Source organism: Kitasatospora sp. NPDC056184, assembly GCF_042268405.1.
Lineage (GTDB): Bacteria > Actinomycetota > Actinomycetes > Streptomycetales > Streptomycetaceae > Kitasatospora.
The window spans coordinates 359,366-380,535 of record NZ_JBHJUI010000001.1 but is presented as its reverse complement, the minus strand read 5'-3'; the positions used below and the strand labels follow the sequence as shown (position 1 = coordinate 380,535).

Annotated in this window: 17 protein-coding genes; 9 read left to right on the top strand and 8 right to left on the bottom strand. The window is 73.3% G+C overall.

The features are described 5' to 3' along the window. Positions 1-149: 149 nt before the first annotated feature. Genes ACFC0B_RS01150 through ACFC0B_RS01135 form a run of 4 tightly spaced genes read left to right on the top strand, consistent with a single transcriptional unit; the run spans position 150 to position 6,090 of the window. Positions 150-602, top strand: coding sequence for a WXG100 family type VII secretion target (locus tag ACFC0B_RS01150; protein ID WP_376080392.1), 453 nt, complete (start codon positions 150-152; stop codon positions 600-602). Positions 603-630: 28 nt separating this feature from the next. Further along, positions 631-2,901, top strand: a complete 2,271-nt coding sequence (locus tag ACFC0B_RS01145) for a hypothetical protein (RefSeq protein ID WP_376080389.1) — start codon at positions 631-633, stop codon at positions 2,899-2,901. Positions 2,902-2,905: 4 nt separating this feature from the next. Then, positions 2,906-3,541 (top strand): hypothetical protein, encoded by a 636-nt coding sequence (locus tag ACFC0B_RS01140; RefSeq protein WP_376080386.1) that lies wholly within the window; start codon positions 2,906-2,908, stop codon positions 3,539-3,541. 56 nt (positions 3,542-3,597) lie between these two features. After that, complete coding sequence (locus tag ACFC0B_RS01135) at positions 3,598-6,090, top strand: DEAD/DEAH box helicase (RefSeq protein ID WP_376082330.1); 2,493 nt, start codon at positions 3,598-3,600, stop codon at positions 6,088-6,090. Between the two features lie 69 nt (positions 6,091-6,159). Here ACFC0B_RS01135 and ACFC0B_RS01130 read toward each other — a convergent pair whose 3' ends face one another. Continuing rightward, positions 6,160-6,909, bottom strand: a complete 750-nt coding sequence (locus ACFC0B_RS01130; RefSeq protein ID WP_376080384.1) for a hypothetical protein — start codon at positions 6,907-6,909, stop codon at positions 6,160-6,162. Between the two features lie 308 nt (positions 6,910-7,217). Here ACFC0B_RS01130 and bioB point away from each other — a divergent pair, with 308 nt between their 5' ends. The 5 genes from bioB to ACFC0B_RS01105 all read left to right on the top strand — a co-directional run bounded on the left by bioB (position 7,218) and on the right by ACFC0B_RS01105 (position 12,272). Continuing rightward, on the top strand, positions 7,218-8,450 hold the full coding sequence (gene bioB, locus ACFC0B_RS01125) for a biotin synthase BioB (RefSeq protein WP_376080381.1): 1,233 nt from the start codon (positions 7,218-7,220) through the stop codon (positions 8,448-8,450). A 122-nt stretch (positions 8,451-8,572) separates the two neighbouring features. Continuing rightward, complete coding sequence (locus ACFC0B_RS01120) at positions 8,573-9,877, top strand: adenosylmethionine--8-amino-7-oxononanoate transaminase (protein WP_376080378.1); 1,305 nt, start codon at positions 8,573-8,575, stop codon at positions 9,875-9,877. A gap of 50 nt (positions 9,878-9,927) precedes the next feature. Continuing rightward, on the top strand, positions 9,928-10,716 hold the full coding sequence (gene bioD / locus ACFC0B_RS01115) for a dethiobiotin synthase (RefSeq protein WP_376082328.1): 789 nt from the start codon (positions 9,928-9,930) through the stop codon (positions 10,714-10,716). Positions 10,717-10,854: 138 nt separating this feature from the next. Continuing rightward, positions 10,855-11,301: a hypothetical protein gene (locus tag ACFC0B_RS01110; protein WP_376080376.1), complete on the top strand. Its 447-nt coding sequence runs from the start codon at positions 10,855-10,857 to the stop codon at positions 11,299-11,301. Between the two features lie 272 nt (positions 11,302-11,573). Further along, positions 11,574-12,272, top strand: a complete 699-nt coding sequence (locus ACFC0B_RS01105; protein WP_376080374.1) for a BTAD domain-containing putative transcriptional regulator — start codon at positions 11,574-11,576, stop codon at positions 12,270-12,272. Between the two features lie 86 nt (positions 12,273-12,358). Here ACFC0B_RS01105 and ACFC0B_RS01100 read toward each other — a convergent pair whose 3' ends face one another. The 7 genes from ACFC0B_RS01100 to ACFC0B_RS01070 are packed head-to-tail and all read right to left on the bottom strand — an operon-like array spanning position 12,359 to position 21,155. Further along, positions 12,359-13,294: a class I SAM-dependent methyltransferase gene (locus tag ACFC0B_RS01100; protein ID WP_376080372.1), complete on the bottom strand. Its 936-nt coding sequence runs from the start codon at positions 13,292-13,294 to the stop codon at positions 12,359-12,361. Positions 13,295-13,317: 23 nt separating this feature from the next. Then, positions 13,318-15,501: a glycosyltransferase gene (locus ACFC0B_RS01095; protein WP_376080370.1), complete on the bottom strand. Its 2,184-nt coding sequence runs from the start codon at positions 15,499-15,501 to the stop codon at positions 13,318-13,320. Positions 15,502-15,542: 41 nt separating this feature from the next. After that, entirely contained in the window at positions 15,543-16,523 is a 981-nt protein-coding gene (locus ACFC0B_RS01090) for a UbiA prenyltransferase family protein (protein ID WP_376080367.1), read from the bottom strand. A 13-nt stretch (positions 16,524-16,536) separates the two neighbouring features. Then, entirely contained in the window at positions 16,537-17,619 is a 1,083-nt protein-coding gene (locus tag ACFC0B_RS01085; protein ID WP_376080364.1) for an NAD-dependent epimerase/dehydratase family protein, read from the bottom strand. Beyond that, positions 17,616-19,016 (bottom strand): aspartate aminotransferase family protein, encoded by a 1,401-nt coding sequence (locus ACFC0B_RS01080; RefSeq protein WP_376080362.1) that lies wholly within the window; start codon positions 19,014-19,016, stop codon positions 17,616-17,618. The genes ACFC0B_RS01085 and ACFC0B_RS01080 overlap by 4 nt, the downstream gene beginning before the upstream one ends. Beyond that, complete coding sequence (locus tag ACFC0B_RS01075; protein ID WP_376080360.1) at positions 19,003-20,094, bottom strand: lysylphosphatidylglycerol synthase domain-containing protein; 1,092 nt, start codon at positions 20,092-20,094, stop codon at positions 19,003-19,005. The genes ACFC0B_RS01080 and ACFC0B_RS01075 overlap by 14 nt, the downstream gene beginning before the upstream one ends. Beyond that, positions 20,094-21,155, bottom strand: coding sequence for a glycosyltransferase family 2 protein (locus ACFC0B_RS01070; protein WP_376080357.1), 1,062 nt, complete (start codon positions 21,153-21,155; stop codon positions 20,094-20,096). Before ACFC0B_RS01070 ends, ACFC0B_RS01075 begins: the two co-directional genes overlap by 1 nt. Between the last annotated feature and the right edge of the window lie 15 nt (positions 21,156-21,170).

The following is a 21,170-nucleotide window of genomic DNA, read 5'->3' as shown; positions in this document are numbered from 1 at the left end:
GCGACACTCTTCCAACCCCTCAATAACACCTTCCGTTTACCCATCGTCCCGATGTCACGATCCGGATCTTCGGGTTGCCGAAAAGGCGGCCGATCGTTCGCGCTCCCCCGGTAATGTCCCCATCACTCGAACATTTCTGGGGGGACGAGGTGGCAGACCTCGAATTCGAGCGGCGGATGAACCCGTGGCTCTTCGACAGTTCCGGAAACCTCACCGAAGAGGCGAAGAAGCAGTTCCCCGACCTGGCGGCGGCCGCGGCGGGCCAGGCACCGCCTCCGGTCACCCTCCAGCCGGGCGGCGGGGGGCCGGCCATCAAGGCCAACCCCGGCATGATCCGCCAAGCCGGTACCAACGCGGCGGCCCTGCGCGAGTCCGTCCGCACCGAGTGCGCCCAGCCCTCGGCCCACGTCACGAGTGCGGTCTCGGCGATGGCGGGCTGGAACCTGTCCACCGCCCTCAACACCGCCTGGAGCGTCTGGTCGGGCCAGGCCCACACGCTCGGGGAGGCCGTCGGGACGATCGGCAAGAACCTGCACACCACCGCGCAGAACTATGACAACGCCGAGAGCGCGATCCACAGCCAGTTCGCGCAGCAGTACTGAGGAAAGGACGGGGCGGCACACCGCCATGGTGACGTACACCCAGCTCCAGAAGGCCGACCTCACCGCCCTCAACGCGGCGGCGGGCGACTTCGAGAAGATGGTCCGCAACTGGGACCTCTCCACCAGGATGCAGAACGAGGTGATCGGCCCGGTCCAGCAGTCCGGCTGGACCGGGCCGAGTTCCGAGTCCGCCGCCACCGCCCTCACCCGGGCGCGCGACCAGATCCGCGCCGCCTTCGAGGAGGCCTCGGCGATCGCGCGCACCCTGCGCGACGCCCACGACGAGTTCGCCGCCGCGAAGAAGGACCTCCAGGTGGCCGTCCAGCACGCCACCGAGCAGGGCCTGACCGTCGCCGCCGACGGCAGCGTCCACTGGCCGCCGGCCACCGACCCGGCCGACAAGCACGACGTCGACTACGCCAAGACCCAACAGGCGAGCGCCCAGGCCGCCGCCCAGGAGATCGGCAAGGCGCTGGACCGGGCCGGCGAGGCCGATTCCGCCGCCGCCCTGGCCCTCGCGATGGACACCGGCAACGACACCAAGAGCTTCAACAGCACCCCGCTGGGCAGCGTGGCCGACGCGGAGGCCAAGCAGGCCGCCCAGATCCTCAGCCTCGGCAGCGCCGCCGGCGACACCCAGCTCGCGCAGTTGCAGGCCCTGCTCCAGCACCACTCCGGCGACCCCCGGTTCGCCACCGCCTTCTACGGCGGCCAGGACCCGGGCACCTTCCTCGCCTCCTACGGCGCGCTGGCGCAGAGCGGCGACTTCGCCGGCAGCCCCCTCCGCAAGGACGCCGTCAAGGGCATCCAGGAAGGGCTCGGCCTCACCCTGGCCACCGCCACCAGCACCGGTCAGCAGCCGCACCTGCCCCCGGACTGGGGCGACCGACTGCGCCGGGCCGGCAGCCGGCACATCCAGCTCGGGCCCGGCGCCGACTACGACTCCAGCCCGTACGGCTACCAGATCCTCGGCAACATCCTGAAGCACGGGAACTACGACGCCGCGTTCCTGAAGCCGATCGCCGAGCACGTCACCCAGCTCACCCAGGAGAACCCGGCCCGCTGGGACGCGGTGGCGATGAAGGGCGGCGCGCCGTTCCAGGACTTCTGGTTCACCGGCACGCCGGACGAGAAGGGCGACTACCACGGGTTCAACCCGATGGGCTCGGTGCTGAACGCGCTGGGGCACAGCCCGGACGCGGCCACCAGGTTCTTCACCGACCCGCCGACGACGTACTGGCCGGACGGCTCGGTGAAGAGCACGGGCGGGACGAACCTCTACTTCAAACTGCTCACCGACACGGGCGACCGCTCGCTGCTGCGCGACGTCTCCTACCCGCTCGGGCCGAACAACGGCAAGGCGGGCCCGCTCCAGGTGGAGGCGCTCGGCCACGCCCTGGAGGCGGCGGCGACCGGCCGGGCGTACGACGACGAGACGGGGCCACTGCCGCCGCACAGCAAGGCGATGGCGCAGGTGATGCAGACGACGGTGGGCCTGTTCGGCGGAGACAACGCGTCCGCGCTGCTCTACGACAAGGACAAGGCGCTCTTCGGCGAGTTGCAGGGATCCCTCGGCAAGATGGCCGGCGCCTACATGGGCGACGTGCAGAAGGCTCTGGCCGGCCCGTCCACCGTGCTGCCGATCAACGGGGAGATCGCCCACCTCCGCGAGATCGACGCGCAGCGGCTGCTGATCACCCTCGGCCACAACCCGGAGGCCTACGCCACGGTGGCCGCGGCGCAGCAGGCATACACCACCGCGGCGATCAACGACGTCCTGCTGCACGCCTCCGACCACGGCGATCTGACCGCCGCCGCCCTCGCCTCCGCACAGCCCGGCGGTACGGTCGCCGGGCTCCTCAGCAATGGCATGGTCGACGAGGTCTACACCATCGGGAAGAACAACGACGAGGAGTTCAACTCAGCCATCACGACCACCCGCGAATGGGCGGGCACGATCTGGGAATCGACGCTCGGATCGGTTCTGGAGACCCGGGCACCGATCGTCGGCCCTCTCGCCAACACTGTGGTCGACAAGATCATGGACGGTGTCGCCGAGAGCTACCAGGTGAACACCGACGCACAGACCACCAACAAGGCGCAATCAGCACAGAACCACGCGGCGGCGGGCGCCCAGGAGTCCGTCAAGGCCGCGATCGGTGAGGCGGCGACCCGGACCGGCCTTGAACAGAAATACCTCGACGACCTGGCCCCGGCTGTGGAAGGCCAGATCAGGAGCGCGTTCGCCAACGGCGCAGGAATCACTTGGCATGTCACCCGTCCGGAAAAGGAGAGCTGAAACGGTGCGGCGCTACAGCGGGCGGCTCGCGATCACCGCCATGGCCACGGTGCTGGTGCTCATCGGGGGCGGGTTGTGGTGGTGGTGGCCGCAGCCCTCGAAGCGGGCGGTGGTACCGGCCAGTGCGTGCTGGGGGCTGGTCACGTCGGACGACCTGCGGACGCTCATGCACGACGGCGGGAAGGCCGTCAAGGCACCCTTCGGCTCCGCCGACCTGTCGGGCCGGAGCGTCCAGGCCGAATGCGAGGTCGAGTGGCAGCCGGGGGAAGGGGTCCACGCGGTGGAGATCTCCGTGGCCCAGATCAAGGAGGACTACTACCGCGCCACGCGGAATCACGAGACCGAGCTGGCCGGCACCGGGCAGAACACGGTGCTCGGCTACGGGGCAGGGGTCGAGGGCTGGCTCCAGCCCTTCGGTTCCCTGTTGCTCCTCCTGCGGTGCGACAACGGCCGGCCAGCGCAGCCGGGGGCCGTCTACCGGCAGATCTACGTGGCGGGCGGCGGCGACACCGGCCTGCCCCAACAGGAGCGTGCGCAGCTCTTCGCCGACATCGCCCGCCGCACCGCTGCTGAGATCGTCCGGCAGGAGGGGTGCCCCGACGTGCGGATCGCCGAGCGGGCGCCCGCGGTGGCGGGGTAGCTTTGCCGGGGGTGGCGGCGAGCAGGCAAGATAGCCGGGTGACCCTCCTTGATCTGATGCCGAAGCCCGCCACGCCCGACGCGCTGTACGAGACGTTCGCCGCCTGGACGGAGGAGCGCGGGATCTCGCTGTACCCGGCGCAGGAGGAGGCGCTGATCGAGCTGGTGTCGGGCAACAACGTGATCCTGGCGACGCCGACCGGCTCGGGCAAGAGCCTGGTGGCCGCCGGCGCGCACTTCGCGGCGCTGGCGGAGGGGCAGCGGACGTTCTACACGGCGCCGATCAAGGCACTGGTGTCGGAGAAGTTCTTCGACCTGGTGAAGATCTTCGGGACCGAGCAGGTCGGCATGATGACCGGCGACGCGTCGGTGAACCCGACCGCGCCGATCATCTGCTGCACGGCGGAGGTGCTGGCGCAGATCGCGCTGCGCGACGGGACCCGGGCCGACATCGGCCAGGTGGTCATGGACGAGTTCCACTTCTACGCGGAGCCGGACCGCGGCTGGGCGTGGCAGATCCCGCTGCTGGAGCTGCCGCAGGCGCAGTTCCTGCTGATGTCGGCGACGCTGGGCGACGTGCGGCGGTTCGAGGAGGACCTGACCCGGCGCACCGGGCGGCCGACGACGGTGGTGCGCAACGCGACCCGTCCGGTGCCGCTGTTCTACGAGTACCGGCGCACCACCATGCACGACACGCTGGAGGAGCTGCTGCAGACCGGCCAGGCGCCGGTGTACGTGGTGCACTTCACGCAGAAGGAGGCGGTGGAGCGGGCGCAGTCGCTGATGAGCATCAACATGTGCTCGAAGGCGGAGAAGGACGCCATCGCCGAGCTGATCGGCAACTTCCGCTTCACCACCAAGTTCGGCCGCAACCTGTCGCGCTTCGTGCGGCACGGGATCGGCGTGCACCACGCGGGCATGCTGCCGAAGTACCGGCGGCTGGTCGAACGCCTCGCCCAGGCGGGCCTGTTGAAGGTGATCTGCGGGACGGACACGCTGGGCGTGGGCGTCAACGTGCCGATCCGCACGGTGCTGTTCACGGCGCTGTCGAAGTACGACGGGCAGCGGGTGCGGATCCTGCGGGCGCGCGAGTTCCACCAGATCGCCGGGCGGGCCGGGCGGGCCGGGTTCGACACGGTCGGCCAGGTGGTGGCGCAGGCGCCCGAGCACGTCATCGAGAACGACAAGGCCGTCGCCAAGGCGGGCGACGACCCGAAGAAGCGGCGCAAGATCGTCCGCAAGAAGGCGCCGGAGGGCTTCGTCGGCTGGTCCGAGGAGACCTTCGAGAAGCTGATCGCCGCCGACCCGGAGCCGCTGGTCTCCCGGTTCAAGGTGAGCCACGCGATGCTGCTGTCGGTGATCGGCCGTCCCGGCAACGCCTTCGAGGCGATGCGCAAGCTGCTCACCGACAACCACGAGGACCGGGCCGCGCAGCGCCGGCACATCCGCACCGCGATCGCGATCTACCGCTCGCTGCTGGAGGGCGGCGTGGTGGAGCGCCTCCCGGAGCCGGACGCCGAGGGCCGGGTCGTGCGCCTGACCCTGGACCTCCAGGAGAACTTCGCGCTCAACCAGCCGCTGTCCACCTTCGCGCTGGCCGCCTTCGAGCTGCTGGACCCGACCTCGCCGTCGTACGCGATGGACGTGGTGTCGGTGGTCGAGGCGACCCTGGACGACCCGCGCCAGATCCTCGCCTCGCAGCAGAACAAGGCGCGCGGCGAGGCCGTCGGCGAGATGAAGCGCGACGGCATCGAGTACGAGGAGCGCATGGAGCGGCTCCAGGAGATCACCTACCCGAAGCCGCTGGAGGAGCTGCTCACCCACGCCTACGAGGTGTACCGGCGGGCGCACCCGTGGATCGGCGACCACCAGCTGCAGCCGAAGTCGGTGGTGCGGGACCTGTACGAGCGGGCCATGACCTTCTCGGACTACGTCGGCCACTACGAGCTGGCCCGCACCGAGGGCATCGTGCTGCGCTACCTGGCGGGCGCGTACAAGGCGCTGGAGCAGACCGTCCCCGAGGACGTGAAGACCGACGACCTGAAGGACGTCATCGCCTGGCTCGGCGAGCTGGTCCGCCAGGTCGACTCCAGCCTGCTGGACGAGTGGGAGCAGCTGGCCAACCCGACCGATCCGCAGACCGCCGAAGTGGCGCTGGACGACAAGCCGGCGCCGGTGACGGCGAACGCGCGGGCGTTCCGGGTGCTGGTGCGCAACGAGATGTTCCGCCGGGTGGAGCTGTGCGCGCTGGAGCACTACGAGGAGCTCGGCGCGCTGGACGGCGAGTACGGCTGGGACGCGGACCGCTGGGCGGACGCCATGGACGGGTACTGGGAGGAGTACGACGACCTGGGCACCGGTCCGGACGCGCGCGGCCCGAAGATGCTGATCATCGAGCAGGAGGACTCGGCCTGGCGGGTCCGGCAGATCTTCGACGACCCGGCGGGCGACCACGACTGGGGCATCAGCGCCGAGGTCGACCTGTACGGCTCGGACGAGGAGGGCCGCGCGGTGGTGCGGGTCACGGCCGTGGACCGGCTGGGCGGCTGACGGTCCGTCGGCCGGACGGCAGTGGGCCCCCGCCCGGGCAGGGCGGGGGCCGCGCCGGGTCCGGGACCGCTACATCCAGACGAACGGCGCGCCGCCCGTGAAGGAGACCGCGCGGGTCGCCTCGTCGAGCAGTTGGTCGAGGTTGGCGGCGCTCACCGAGGGCACCGGCAGCGGGCCGGCCGGCGAACCGGACGGGCCCGGCGCGCCGGAGGCGGTGCCGCCGCGCGCGGTGTCGGTGGGCCGCGAGCTGGTCACCGTCACGTAGTGGCCGACGAGTTCGACCCGCGGCTCGGTCGCGGGCCGGGCCAGGGAGGCCGGCAGCCCGGGGGCGGTGGAGGCGTCCGGGAGGATGAAGGCGACCGAGCCCGGCTTGGCCCGCAGCGACTCGGCGGCCTTGGCGGCGGACGGGGCGTCGGCGAAGCGCAGCAGGGTGATGCTGCTGAGCACCGGCTTCTCCTGGGCGGTGAAGCTGACGGCCAGGTAGCCCTTGCAGCCGGCCTCGCGCAGCAGCTCCAGGGTGCGGTCCTGGAGCACCTCGGTGCAGTTCTCGCCGCGCCGCACCCCGGAACGCTTGCCCTTGTAGCCTCCGGACTCCACGACCTTCTGGGCCGGGAAGTAGGTGTCGACGTCGAGGGCCTCGGGGTCGGCGACGGTGCGCGGCTGCGGGTCACCGACGATCGGCGGGGTCTTGGACGCCTCCTTGCTGGAGGGGCCGAGCCCGGGTATGTAGTCGCCGGGCGTGGGCCGGGTGACGATCCAGCCGCCGGCCACCACCACGCCGACGACGGCGACCCAGCCGACGGCCCGTCGGGCGCTCACGCGTCTGGCCCGGTATCCCCCGGCCGGTCGCTGGGCGGTGTGCTCTGCCGGTGGCCCGGCCGGTCGCTGTGCCGATGACGGGGCGCGCTCCCCCTGCGTGGTCATGCGGCAGATTGTATGCAGGTCACGGGTGGTGGAGATCACTGGGTGGCGGGCCCGGAACGGGCCGCCGGCCGGGCCCGGCGACCGACGTGACCTGCGCCACTACCGTGAGCTGCGACACTGTGACAACTCGCACAGCTTCCCCCGGGATCTTCTGGTGGGTTTCCTCTGGCGTCCGTCGCCGGGCAGCAGGCAGGATCAGCCCCATGGATCTGCTCGATACCCTCACCGCCAAGGGCCTGCGTGGGGAGACCCCCACCCGCGAGGAGGCGCTCGCCGTCCTCGCCACCACCGACGACGAGCTGCTCGACGTGGTCGCGGCCGCCGGGCGGGTGCGCCGGCGGTGGTTCGGCCGCCGGGTGAAGCTCAACTACCTGGTGAACCTGAAGAGCGGACTGTGCCCGGAGGACTGCTCGTACTGTTCGCAGCGCCTGGGCTCCAAGGCCGAGATCCTGAAGTACACCTGGCTGAAGCCGGGCCAGGCCGCCGAGGCGGCGAAGGCGGGCGTGTCGGGCGGCGCCAAGCGGGTCTGCCTGGTGGCGAGCGGCCGCGGCCCGACGGACCGTGACATCGACCGGGTGACCGACACCGTGGCGGCCATCAAGGAGGCCGACCCGGCGGTGGAGGTCTGCGCCTGCCTGGGCCTGCTCTCCGACAACCAGGCCGAGCGGCTGAAGGCGGCCGGCGTCGACGCCTACAACCACAACCTGAACACCTCCGAGGGCACCTACGGCGACATCGCCACCACCCACACCTACGCGGACCGGGTGGACACCGTGCAGAAGGCGCACGGCGCGGGCCTGTCGGCCTGCTCGGGCCTGATCGCGGGCATGGGCGAGAGCGACGAGGACCTGGTGGACGTGGTGTTCGCGCTGCGCGAGCTGGGCTCGGACTCGGTGCCGGTGAACTTCCTCATCCCGTTCGAGGGCACCCCGCTGGCCAAGGAGTGGAACCTCACCCCGCAGCGCTGCCTGCGGATCCTGGCGATGGTGCGCTTCGTCAACCCGGACACCGAGGTGCGGATCGCCGGCGGGCGCGAGGTGCACCTGCGCAGCCTGCAGCCGCTGGGCCTGCACGCCGCCAACTCCATCTTCCTGGGCGACTACCTGACCAGCGAGGGCCAGGCCGGGCAGGCCGACCTCGACATGATCCGGGACGCCGGGTTCGAGGTCGAGGGCATGGGCGAGGCCACCCTGCCGCGGCACCGCGCGGACGTCGCGGCCGACGCGGCGGCGGGCGCCGTCGGCGGCTGCGGCACGGCCCCGGCGGCCGGTGCGTGCGGGACGGGCGGCGGCTGCGGCCCGTGCGGCGGGCACGCCCACGGCGAGGCCGCCACCGGCGCGGAGGCGGGCGGCGCGGAGGCCGGTGACGAGGCGCGCACCGACCTGGTGCGGGTGCGCCGCCGCGGCGCCGGCACCGAGCTGGCGCCCAACGCCTGAACCACCGGCGCCCCGAGCCACCCACACCCGCGCCGCCCGGGCCACCCGCGCCACCCGCGCCCGTGCCCGTGCCCGTGCCCGTGCCCGTGCCACTGACGAACACCCCGGAAAGCCCTCTCCCCATGACCCAGCTGTCCACCGACACCCTGCTCGCGCTCGACCGGGCGCACGTCTGGCACCCGTACGGGCCGATGCCCGGCACCGCCACCCCGTACGTGGTGGAGTCCGCCTCCGGGGTGCGGCTCGGGCTCGCCGCGCCGGCCCCGGGCGGGCACCGCGAGCTGGTCGACGGCATGTCGTCCTGGTGGGCGGCGATCCACGGGTACGGGCACCCGGTGCTCGACGAGGCGGTCCGCGGGCAGCTGGGCCGGATGAGCCACGTGATGTTCGGCGGGCTCACCCACGAGCCCGCCGTGCGGCTCGCCGCCACCCTGGTGGAGATCACCCCGGAGCCGCTGCGGCACGTCTTCCTCGCCGACTCGGGCTCGGTGTCCGTCGAGGTCGCGATGAAGATGTGCCTGCAGTACTGGCAGTCGGTCGGCCGGCCGTGCAAGCGGCGGCTGCTGACCTGGCGCGGCGGCTACCACGGGGACACCTTCCACCCGATGTCGGTGTGCGACCCGCAGGGCGGCATGCACCACCTGTGGGGCGGGGTGCTGCCCGAGCAGCTGTTCGCGCCCGAGCCCCCGGCCGGTTTCGACGCCCCGCTCGACGCGGAGTACGCCCGCGCCTTCGAGGAGTTGATGGACCGTCATGCCGATGAGCTGGCGGCCGTGATCGTCGAGCCGGTGGTGCAGGGCGCGGGCGGGATGCGCTTCCACTCCCCCGCGTACCTGCGGATGCTGCGCGAACTGTGCGACCGGCACGGGGTGCTGCTCGTCTTCGACGAGATCGCCACCGGCTTCGGCCGCAGCGGCGCGCTGTTCGCCGCCGACCACGCGGGCGTCGCGCCGGACGTGATGTGCCTGGGCAAGGCGCTGACCGGCGGCTACCTGACGATGGCGGCGACGCTGTGCACGGCGGAGGTCGCCGAGGGCATCAGCCGCGGCGAGATGCCCGTCCTCGCCCACGGGCCGACCTTCATGGGCAACCCGCTGGCGGCGGCGGTCGCCAACGCCTCGATCGGCCTGCTGCTCGCGCAGGACTGGCGGACCGAGGTGAAGCGGATCGAGACCGGGCTGCGCGCCGGCCTGGCGGACGCGGCCGCGCTGCCCGGCGTCAAGGACGTCCGGGTGCTCGGCGCGATCGGCGTCGTCCAGCTGGACCACCCGGTGGACATGGCGGCGGCGACCGAGGCCGCCGCACGGGAGGGCGTCTGGCTGCGCCCGTTCCGGGACCTCGTCTACACCATGCCGCCGTACGTGACCGGCGACGAGGACGTGGCGCGGATCGCCGCGGCCGTGACGGCGGCGGCGGTGGCCGGATGAGCGGGGCGGCGGACGAGCGGACGAGCGGCGACCTGACGGGGAACGAGCGGATGGCGGAGACGGCGACGACGACGGCGACGGGAGCGGACGGCCGGGTCGTCTTCGTGACGGGGACGGGCACCGAGGTCGGCAAGACGGTCGCCACGGCGGCCGTCGCCGCGAGCGCGCTGCGCGCAGGGCTGCGGGTCGCGGTGCTCAAGCCCGGGCAGACCGGCGTCGCGCCCGAGGAGCCGGGGGACGTCCAGGAGGTGGCCCGGCTGGCCGGGCCCGCCGCCCCGGCGCCGGACCGGCTGACCCTGCGCGAACTCGCCCGCTACCCCGAGCCATTGGCGCCCGACACGGCGGCCCGCCGGTCGGGGCTGCCGTGCCTGGCGGCGGAGGACGTGGCGAAGGAGGTGGCCGGCCTCGCCGAGCGGCACGACCTGGTGCTGGTCGAGGGTGCGGGCGGGCTGCTGGTGCGCTACGACGAGCAGGGCCGCACGCTCGCCGACCAGGCCCGCGCGGTGTGCGAACTCGGGCTGCCCGCCGAGGTGTTGCTGGTGGCCTCGGCCGGCCTGGGCACGCTGAACACCACCGCGCTGACCGCGGAGGCGCTGACCGCGCGCCGGCTGCCGCTGCTCGGCGTGGTGGTGGGCGCCTGGCCGGACTCCCCCGGCCTCGCGGACCGCTGCAACCTGGCCGACCTGCCGCGCGCGGCGGGCGCCCCGCTGCTCGGCGCGCTGCCCGAGCGCGCCGGCCGGGCGGCCGGCTTCCCCGTGCTCGCCGCCGGCGCGCTCGGGCCCGCGCTGTACGGCCACTGGGACGCCACCGCGTTCACGGCGGCGCACGGGGCCGGCTGAGGTCCCGGCCGGCGCCGGCCGGGATCCCGCGAAGCTGCCCGCCACCGGTACGACGAAACACGGCGGTTATCGCTCGAACGGGTGAGATCCCGGCCCGACGGGGCCCACCGCGCGGGAGGGGTCACTACGGTTCTCCGCATGACGGATGGCCTGATGGTGGACGAGGCCCTGCGGGCCCTCGCCGCGCTCGAAGCGGCGTGGAAGGACGACGACGAGGCCCTGGCCGCCCTGGCCGCGCGGGGACCGGCCGAGCAGCCGCTCGCCGCCCTGGTCGCCCGGTACGGCGAGCACGCCGTGGACACGCTGATGGCGCTGGCCTTCGGGCTGCGCTCCAGCATGACGGACGAGGAACTCGCCGAGCTCACCGACGCGGTGAGCTCCAACATCGGCGCCCGGATGAGCGCCCTGCTCACCCGGACGCTGTGCGCCTGGGGCGAGACCGCCGGGGACGACCTCGCGGTGGTGAAGGTGATCGCGCACGCGGTGATCGACGCCATGCGGGCCGTCACCGAGGAGCCGAGCAAGACCGATGTGCTGCCGCTGCTGGCCACCTTCCGCACCTACGCGCTGAGCGCGGGCCCCTGAGGTACTCCGACCACCGACGGATTTTGACGGGCCGTCAGCTCGGAGCGGATTCCGGCGGCCCGGATCCAGGCGAGGGATCCGGCCATTCGGCGCACTTGAGATGCCCTTGACACCCCCATAGGTCTATACCATGCTGCCAGGCGGCGCCCGGCGGCGGACTCTGCTCCGCTTCCGTTGGCGCCACTTCGGCGCAGGTGAGAGCGACGAACGGGGGCTGTGTTGTGCTGGTGCATGTCCTGGGACCACTCCAAGTCGATGTCGGGGGAAGCGTTGTGCCACTCGGCGGCCGCAGGCCGCAGCTCGTCCTGGCGACGCTCGCCCTGACTCCCAACTGGGTGGTCCCGCTGGATCGGTTGGTGGACAACCTGTGGGGCGCGGCGCCGCCCGCCAGCTCCCGGACGCAGATCCGGATCTGCGTCTCGCAGCTGCGCCGCGCGCTGGCCGACGCGGGCGCGCCGCCGGTCATCGAGACCCATCCCAACGGCTACCGGCTGCGGGTCGGCCACGGCGAGCTGGACGCCACGCTGTTCAACGAGGAGGTCGCCCGCGCCCGGCTGCGGGCCGCCTCCGGCGGCCTGCCGGAGGCCGTCGCCACCCTGCGGCAGGCCCTCGCCCGGTGGACCGGGCCGGCCATGGCGGGCCTGGACTGCCCCGCCCTGGAGTCCTGGGCCCGCCGCCTGGAGGAGAACCGGCTGCGCGCCGTCGAGGAGCGGGTCCGGCTGGAGCTGGCGCTCGGCCTGCACGAGGACCTGGTCGGCGAACTCGTCGAGCTGGTCTCCGCGCACCCGTTCCGCGAGCACCTGCACGGGCTGCTGATGCACGCCCTGCACCGCTCCGGCCGGACGGTGGAGGCGCTCGGCGTCTACCGGACGCTGCGCACCCACCTGGTGGAGGAGCTGGGCCTCGAACCGGGGCAGGAGCTGCGGGCGCTGGAGCAGGGGATCCTCAACGGCGCCTGCCCCACCGCCTGACCGCCGCGCCACCCGGCCGTCCGGGCTGTAGGAGCTGTCCGGCCGTCCGGGCCGCCCGGCCGCCCGACCCGGCCGGGGGCCGGGCCTCAGCCCGCGTGCCGCCACCAGAACGACCCCGGCTCGTAGTGCGCGGTGACCCCGAGCCGGCGCCACAGCGGTTCGGCGATCCGCCGCAGCTGCGGGTCGGCGTGCACGAAGGCGTCCGGCAGCTCGACGTCGAACCGCCCGGGCGCGGCCGTCAGCAGCGCGGCCAGCAGGTACTGCTCGGAGTAGTGCCGCCAGCGCCAGGACAGCGGGTAGTCCGCCGGGAGCATGATGTCGTGCACGTGCACCAGCACCCCCGGCTTGAGCACCGGCAGCACCTCGAAGAAGAACACCGCGACGTCCGAGCCCATGTGGAGCCGGTGCGACCCGTCGAAGAAGACGATGTCGCCCGGCTCCAGCTCGCGGAAGACCTTCAGGTCGGCGTGCTGCAGCGGGGTGCGGACGACCTCGTCGCAGAGCCGGTCGACGGTGGCGCGCGGGGCCGGGTCGATCGAGGTGATCCGGGTGCTCAGCCCGAGGTCCTCGACGGCCCGGCGGGCGAACTTGGTGGAGTTGCCGGAGCCGATCTCCAGGTAGCGGGCCGGCCGCTCGGCGGCGAGGAAGCCGTAGAGCGAGAGCGCGTCCAGCGGCGGCAGCCAGCCGTTGTTCCAGTACGGGGTGGAGCCGGCCGCGGTGCCGCTCAGCGGGATGCCGCGCAGCAGCTCCTCGTACTCCAGGAAGCCGGTGAGGCGTTCGGCGTAGCGCTCGCGGTTCTGCTCCAGCAGGGCGCGCACCTCGGTGAGTTCGGCGCGCGGCTCGGGGGTGACCACGTGGTCCCAGAACAGCGGCTTGCGCAGGCCGAAGGCCCACAGGGTGAGGCCGTGCAGCACGGGCCGCTCGCCGAGCCAGTCCATCGGGCGGCGCAGCGCCGGCAGGCGCTCCAGCAGTTCGACGCCGGAGGCGGTGCGGACGGCGGTGCGCAGGTCCTTGAGCAGCATGCGGTGTTCCTTTCGGGGGGTGTTCAGAGCGAGAGCCAGAGGTCCTGCAGCCGGTGTTCGGAGATGCCCTCGGCGGAGCGGAAGTCGTAGCGGTGGACCTTGACCGGGCCGCGGGTGAAGCTCCAGTCCAGCCGCCAGAGCGGGTAGGGGCGGTTGACGGCGCTGTCCCAGTCGAATCCGGCGGGTGCGGAGTACTTCCAACTCAGCGGCAGGAAGTCGTTGTTGGCGCGAATCGCATCGTCCGCCAAGGACTTCAGCCCGTCCAGGTCGCGCATCGCGGGGCTCGCGTTGAAGTCGCCGGCGATCAGCGTCCGGTTGGGGTTGCCCTTGAGGTCGGCCTCCAGGCCGCGGATCTCCTCCTGGCGCCAGGCGAACTTGCGCTTGAAGTAGGAGTCGAAGTCGAAGCCGGAGAAGGGGTCGAGGTCGGGCGCGAGCGGCACGGTGACGTGCACGTTGTAGACGCTGAGCAGGGTGTCGCCGACCTGGAGGTCGGTGCGCATGACCTTGTCGCGGGCGAAGACCCGGCTGAAGGAGGGGTCGGGTCCGAGGGCGGCGCCGGTGCCGACGGAGCGCTGGGAGACGACCGGGTAGCGGGAGACGGTGAGCAGTTCGCCGGTGCGGGCGATGTGATAGCCGGGGAACTCGGCGGCGAGCCGGGCGTCGTCGTCGAGCCGCCGGTAGCCGTCCTCGCCGAGCCCGGGCTGCCAGACGACGTGCTCCTGGAACAGGTAGACGTCGGCGTTCTGACGGTGGATCAGCTCGTAGAGCCGGTCCACGCCGGTGGAGGCGGCCCAGTACTGGGTGTTGAAGGAGACCACGTGCAGGGCACCGGCCGGCACCGGGCGCTCGCCGTGCCACAGGGCGGGCCAGTTGAGGCCCGAGCCGGTGGTGAGGCCGAGCAGCAGCGGTGGCAGGGCGAGTCCGAGGGCCCAGCCGCGGCGCGGGCCGCAGGCGGCGGTGGCGGCGAGCAGCAGGAACAGCGGGATGCCGACCAGGAACACCGGCGGGACGGCGTCCAGCAGGATCGCCCAGTGCCAGCGGCCGCTGACGGACCAGCGGAAGAAGGCGTAGATCAGCCACAGGCCGGTGAGGCCGACCAGGGAGCGGCCGTACCAGGTGCGCAGCCGGCGGGCGGCGCGCCGGGCCCGGGTGGGCTCGGGACCGGGCTCCGGCGCCGGTTCCGGAAGACCCACGGCTTCGGCGGCGGCGTCCCGCCGGTACATCCGGCGGAAGCGCCGGCTGACCGCGAACTGGCCCAGCCCGGCGGCGAGTCCGGCCGTGACGACGGCGTTGAGCAGCAGGTGGCAGACGGTGAACAGGGCGAGGAAGGGGTAGCCGCGCTCCTGGCGGACGAAGCGGTACTGGCCGAGGTCGGTCAGCACGAAGGCGGCCAGCAGCAGCGCGACGGCGACGGCGGCGGCGAGCGGCTGCCAGGCGATCAGCGGCAGGCTGAGCAGGGTGAGCGCGGCGAGCACCGAGGCGACGGCCCGGCCGGGGGTCTCCATGCCCTGCATGGCCCGGCCGCGGTCGAGGTAGAACGGCACCCGCAGCCGGCTGCGGACGAAGGCCTTGCGCAGCAGCGGCCGCATCCGGTTCTCGTCGGCGAGCCGGCCGCGCACGCGCGAGGTGAGCAGCATCGGGTGGCGGGCGGCGAGGCGTTCGGCGTGGTCGATCTCCTCGGTCTGGCGCAGCGCCGGGTTGAACCAGCCGGCTTCCAGGAAGGCGTCGCGGCGCACCGCGCCGAGGGCGTAGAAGCCGCCGCTGACCAGGCCTTCGGCGCTCTTGCGCCAGTAGTGGTACTGGAGGATGCGGTACTGGCCGACGGGGCCCTCGGGGAACAGGGGTTCCTTGTCGGGGACGCCGAACACGGCGCCGTACTCGGGGTGTTCGGCGAAGAGGGCGACGGCTTCGGCGACGGCGTCGGGGTGCATGGCGACGTCGGCGTCGAGGAAGAAGACGATGTCGCCGGTGGCGTGCCGGACGCCGAGGTTGCGGCTGGCGCCGGGTCCCCCGTTGCGTTCGGCGCGCACCAGGGTGACGGGGTGGGCGGCGGCGCGGTCGGCGGAGTCGTCGGTGCTGGCGTCGTCGACCACGATCACCTCGATCGCGGGGTGGCTCTGGGCGAGGACGGAGGCGAGGCAGAGGTCGACGGTGCGGCTGTCGTTGTACATCGGCACGACCACCGAGACGAGCGGTGTGGCGGGCATGGCTCCTCGTTCGGACCGCTGGGGGTCGAGGTCGGTGGGTGTCAGGTGAGTTGGAAGGTGAGCAGGAGGGCGGCCCAGAGCGCGGCGGTGGCGAGCATGGCGCGGTCGCGCAGCAGGGTGCGCACGGGGTTGCCGCCCTCGGCGTGGACCACGACGATCTGCAGGTAGCGGAAGAGCGCGAACAGGGCCAGCGGGGCGGTCAGCAGGGCGCCGGTCTCGAAGCCGGACTCGGTGCGCAGGTAGAGCAGGTAGCCGACGACGGTGAGTCCGGAGCAGAGGACGAGTACGAGGTCGAGGAAGTGCGCGGAGTAGCCGACCAGGGCGGGCCGGTGGCCGCTGCCGGCGACGCCGAGTTCGTGGCGGCGCTTGCCGACGATGAGGACCAGGCAGAGGGTGAGGACGGTGAGCACCAGCCAGGCGGAGAGCGGGCGGCCGCTGGCGCCGTAGCCGCCGAGCAGGCGCAGCACGAAGCCGGTGGCGACGACGAAGACGTCGAGCAGCGGCAGGTGTTTGAGCTTCCAGCTGTAGGCGGCGTTGACGGCGAGGTAGAGCAGGACGGGTGCGGCGACGCCGGGCCCGGAGGCGGCGAGCAGCGGGACGAGCAGGGCGGCGAGGAGGGCGGCCAGGGCGACGGCGGCGCGCGGGGTGATGCGGCCGGCGGCGAGCGGGCGGTGGCGTTTGACGGGGTGGCGGCGGTCGCGTTCGACGTCGGCGAGGTCGTTGACGACGTAGACGAGGGAGGAGGCGAGGACGAAGGCGGCCATGGCGACGGCGATCCGGGCGGCCATGTCCCAGGCGAGGTCGGCGCCGAGCAGGGGCAGCGGGACGACGAGGACGTTCTTGGGCCACTGCCCGGGGCGGAGCAGGGCCAGTGGCGCGGGCAGCCGGGAGGGCCCGGCGGCGGCGGTGCGTCGGGCGGGTTCGGGCGGTCCGCCGCCCGGTGTGCCCGGCTCGTGCTGTGGGCTCCGGCCGTGCTGCGGGCTCTGGCCGTGCTGTGAGCTCTGTTCGCTCAGGGAGGTCATGGCGGAGCGCTCCTCAGAAGAAGATCTTCACGGCGGACAGCAGTCCCTGGCTCCACGGGTCGCGGCTGGTGCGCCCGGCGTTGGGGCCGGCGGCGCGGCCGGCCGGGGGTTCGTGGCGGGCGGTGCGCCACCACTGGTAGGTGCGCAGGATGGCGTCCTGGTTGGAGAGCCGGGGGGCGAAGCCGAGCCGGTCGCGGGCCTTGTCGATGGAGACGTAGGAGTCGGCGGTGAGCTTGTGGAGCAGGCGGCCGTAGACGGGTGACAGGCGGGCGCGCTGCAGGGTGTTGAGGACGGCGAGGGCGGGCCGCGCGGGCAGGCCCACCACGCGCCTGCCGTGGCCGGCGGCGTCCAGCACGGCCTGGAAGTCCTCGCGCAGGGTGCCGAATTCGGCGGCGGCGAGGTTGTAGGTGTCGTTGGCGACCTCGTCGGGGGCGTGCAGCACGGTGACGACGGCGTCGACCAGGTCGTCGATGGCGAACATCTGGGTCTTCACGTCGCCGCGGCCGAGGACGGGGAAGTGGCGGCCCTCCTCGGCCCATTCGAAGAGCATGGCGAACAGGCCCATCCGGCCGGGGCCGACGAACGTCTTGGGGCGCAGGATCGGCACGCACAGGCCGTCGGCGCGGTGGCGTTCGGCGATCTCCTCGGCGGCGGCCTTGGCGCGGCTGTAGGTGTCGACCGGTTCGCGGGGGTGGGTCTCGGGGGTGGGGACGAGCCGGGGCAGGCCGTAGACGGCGGTGGAGGAGATGTGCACGACGCGGGGGGTGCCGGCGGCGCGGGCGGCGGCGAGGACGGCGCGGGTGCCGTCGACGATGATCGAGCGGATCTGCTCGTCGGGGTAGCTGGGGAGGGCGGCGGCGGCGTGCACCAGGACGTCGGCGCCGTGCAGGGCGCGGTCGAGGGCGGCGCGGTCCCGGATGTCGCCGACGACCTCGACGCCCGGTCCGGGGCGCAGGTCGATGCCGCGCACCCGGTGGCCGTCGGCGGTGAGGCGTTCGGCGAGGCGGGAGCCGAGCATGCCGGCGGCGCCGGTGACGGCGACGGTCAGCGCGGGGGTGCGCTCGGGGGTGCGCTCGGGGGCGGGGCCGGAGGTCACCACTGGGAGCCCACCTTCTGCTTGACGAAGCGGGTGACCAGCCGGCCGAGGCCCTGGTCGAGGACGGTGCCGAGGGCGTCGACGGTGCGTTCGACGTCGGCCGGGTCGGTGACCAGGGAGGGCCCGATGATGAGCGGGTTGCGGCCGTTGAGGGTGTAGTAGGCGAAGATGCCGTGGTCCTGGTAGAGGGCGTTGATGACCGCGCAGGTGACCAGCTTGGTCTTGAACCGGGGGTCGCGGGCCATGCCGCCGGGGGCGAGCTTGGCGACCAGGTCGAGGATGCGGGGCCCGCCGTCGATGAACACGCCCCACAGCGCGCCGGCCCCGTCGACCCGGGCGACGGTGTCGGGGTGCTCCTTGGCGATCCGGCGCAGGCCGGGTTCGAGGACGGCGCCGATGGCGCGGGCCCGGGCCGGGTAGTCGTCCTCGACCGCGATGTTGACGGCCTCCAGGGCGGTGGCGCACTCCTCGCCGAAGCCGTAGTAGGTGGTGGAGGTGGACTGCAGCAGGGCGTCGCCGAGGTTGTCGTAGGCCTTGCGGAAGACGGGCTCGCGGGCGATGAACGCGGAGATGGAGGACTTTCCGCCGCCGAAGGACTTGGAGGTGGTGAGCACGTCGGGCAGCAGGCCCGGGTAGCGCATGAAGTGGAAGAGGGTGCCGGTCTTGCCCCAGCCGGTGTAGATCTCGTCGAAGATCAGCACGATCTTCTCGCGGTCGCACAGCTCGCGCAGTCCGCGCAGGAACCCCTCGGAGCAGGCCTCGATGGTGGAGGCGCTGAACGGCTCGATGAGGATCGCGTAGACGTCGCCGGGGTGGGCGGCGACGGCGCGGCGCACCGAGGCGAGGTCGTTGTAGGCGAAGGTGTCGATGCCCGGGATGGTCGGGAAGGCGAACTGGGCCTGCCCGGTGAGGCCGCCGGAGCCGAGGAGCTTGCCGTGGAAGGCGCGGTCGGCGCGCAGCACGGTGCCCCGCTTGCCGTTGTGGTACTTGTACGCGAGTTTGACGGCGCCTTCCACCGCCTCGGCGCCGGAGTTGGGGAGGAAGGACATCGACAGGTCGCCGGGCAGCACCTCGGCGAGGTTGTGGGAGAGGGCGGCGAGGTAGGGCGAGAAGTAGGTCTTGTGGACCTCCATCCGGTTCTGGCGGGCGAAGCGTTCGCGGGCGGCGAGGATGCGCGGGTGGTTGTGGCCGTGGTTGAGCACGCCGACGCCGCCGGTGACGTCGAGGATCCGCCGGCCGTCGGTGAGGGTGAGGTGGGCGCCCTCGGCGTGGGCGACGAGCTCGCGGCCGAAGCCGAAGGAGGTCATCAGCGAGACCTGGCTCTTGTTCACGTAGCGGCGGTACAGGTCGTGCACCTCGCCGACCTCGAACCGTTCGGCGTCGTCAAGGGTGTACACGGGTGTCTCCCATCGGGGCGGGTGGCGGGGCCAGTGGCGGGTCGGGGCGGCCGGGGGCGGGGGGCGGGTCGGGCGTGCCGGACGGGGAAGGCTCGCCGGACGGGGCGGGCGTACCGGACGGTGCGGGCGTGCCGGGGGCGAGGGGCGTGCCGGGGGCGAGCGGGGTGCCGCGCAGCCGGGCCCAGGCGAGGACGGCGGCCGAGCTGCCGAGTTCGGCGACGACGCACACCACCCGGCTGGCGACGGCGGCCGTCGCGGCGGTGCCGCCGGGCAGCACGGTGGCCAGGGCGGCGGTGATGGTGAGTTCGCGCACGCCCCAGCCGTCGGGGACGACCACGGCGAGGCTGCTGACCACGGTCGCGAGCGCGAACGCGCCGATGCCGGCCCCGGCGGAGTCGGCGGCGGGCGCGCCGAGGGCGATCGCGAGGAACCACAGGTGCAGTCCGGAGACCAGCCAGGAGGCGACGGCCAGCGCGATCGCCCGGCGCACGGCGGCGTCCGGCGGCGGTTCGACGCTGCGGCGGGCGAGCCTGGCCAGGGCCACGACCGGGCGGGTGGCCAGGGCGGGGCGGGCGACGCAGGCGAGCAGGCCGGCGGCGGGCAGCCAGAGCCAGAACCACTGCCCGGGCAGGGCGGCGGGTGCGGCGAGCAGGCTGACGCCGGCGCCGGTGAGCAGGGTGAGGGCGAGGCTGAGCAGGTAGGCGGAGGTCATCGTGGCGGCGGGCACGCCGGCCGCGCGGCCGTGGGTGACATGGGTGACCACGCCCCAGACCCGGCCGGGCAGGTACTTGGACAGCTGGCCGAGGAAGTAGATCCGGGCGGCGGTCAGGCCGCGGATCGGTCCCGGGGTGCCGGGGGCGCTGCCGGGCGGCGCGGGGACGAGCACCCGCCAGGCGTGCACGGCGAGGACGAGGCCGCCGACGTTCGCGGCGAGCGCGGCGAGCAGCAGCGGGACGGCGTCGGCGCGGCCGAGCGCGCGGGCGGCGACGGGGCCCTCGTGGCGCAGCAGCAGGCCGACGCCGACCAGGGCGGCGAGGACGATGGCGGGGGTGAGGAGCCTGCGCAGCCGCTCCGCCATCAGGGCCGCTCCCCCGCCGTGCGCCGCTCCGCCGTGCGCGCGCCTGCCGCGCGCTGCTCCGCCGTGCGCCGCCGGGCCGCTCCGCCCCCGGGCAGCAGCATCCGCAGCGCGCCGGCGCCCGCACCGGTCAACAGCGAGCCGATCACCAGGAAGTGCACGCCGGCGGCGTACGGCACGAAGGCGGCCCCGTGCTGCCGGGCGGCGAAGCGCAGCAGTCCGGCGTTGGCGGCGCAGAAGGCGGCCACTCCCGCGGCGGGCAGCAGCGGTCGGCGGCGGGCCAGCGGCAGCGCGGCCAGGGTGAACGCGGCGGCGGCCACCGAGGCGGGGCTGTTGGCGGTGAGGTTGCGCCGCCCGCCGCGCCGCGCCGAGGCGAGCGCCGGGACGAGCACCAGCGCGCGCCGGTACGTCTCGGCGAGCAGCGGCCCGAGCCGGTCGACCTCGTCGTGGTACGCCATCACCCGCTCGGTCAGCACGATGCGGTAGTGCGGGGCGAGCCGGTCGCTGAGTTCGAGGTCCTCGGAGTCGCGCAGGCTCTCGTCGAAGCCGCCGATCCGCTCGAACACCTCGCGCCGCACGGCCGCCTGGGCGAAGAACGCGGTCTCCACGACCCCGGCGCCGCGCGCCCGCCACCAGTAGGCGTGCAGGACGCGGTAGCGCTCCACCGGCCCGTCGTCGAACAGCGGCGCGGGGGCGATCACTCCGTGCACGCAACCGCATTCCGGGTCCTTTTCCAGGATTTCCAGCGCGTTCGCCACCGAATCGGGCGTCAGCGCCTCGTCGGAATCCAGGAAGAAGACGACGTCACCGGTGGCCCCGGCAATTCCGGCGTTCCGCGCGGCGGAAACACCGCGATTGGGCCACTGCCGGACCAGCGTGCACGGCGGGCCGCCGGCGGGGTGCCGGTAGCCCTCGGCGATGCGGGCGGTGGCGTCGGCGGAGCCGTCGTCCACCACGATCACCTGGTGCGGCGGATGGGTCTGGGCGTACACCGAGTCGAGGCAGGCCGCGAGGGTGCGGGCCGCGTTGTGGGCCGGAATGACGACCGATACGGAAAACGTCATGGGCCCAGTTCAGGC

Bases quoted from the DNA above. Each gene is read 5' to 3' on its own strand.
- ACFC0B_RS01135 (WP_376082330.1), top strand. From the start codon at position 3,598: ATGCCGAAGCCCGCCACGCCCGACGCGCTGTACGAGACGTTCGCCGCC.
- bioB (WP_376080381.1), top strand. From the start codon at position 7,218: ATGGATCTGCTCGATACCCTCACCGCCAAGGGCCTGCGTGGGGAGACC.
- ACFC0B_RS01120 (WP_376080378.1), top strand. From the start codon at position 8,573: ATGACCCAGCTGTCCACCGACACCCTGCTCGCGCTCGACCGGGCGCAC.
- bioD (WP_376082328.1), top strand. From the start codon at position 9,928: ATGGCGGAGACGGCGACGACGACGGCGACGGGAGCGGACGGCCGGGTC.
- ACFC0B_RS01110 (WP_376080376.1), top strand. From the start codon at position 10,855: ATGACGGATGGCCTGATGGTGGACGAGGCCCTGCGGGCCCTCGCCGCG.
- ACFC0B_RS01100 (WP_376080372.1), bottom strand. From the start codon at position 13,294: ATGCTGCTCAAGGACCTGCGCACCGCCGTCCGCACCGCCTCCGGCGTC.
- ACFC0B_RS01095 (WP_376080370.1), bottom strand. From the start codon at position 15,501: ATGCCCGCCACACCGCTCGTCTCGGTGGTCGTGCCGATGTACAACGAC.
- ACFC0B_RS01090 (WP_376080367.1), bottom strand. From the start codon at position 16,523: ATGACCTCCCTGAGCGAACAGAGCTCACAGCACGGCCAGAGCCCGCAG.
- ACFC0B_RS01075 (WP_376080360.1), bottom strand. From the start codon at position 20,094: ATGGCGGAGCGGCTGCGCAGGCTCCTCACCCCCGCCATCGTCCTCGCC.
- ACFC0B_RS01070 (WP_376080357.1), bottom strand. From the start codon at position 21,155: ATGACGTTTTCCGTATCGGTCGTCATTCCGGCCCACAACGCGGCCCGC.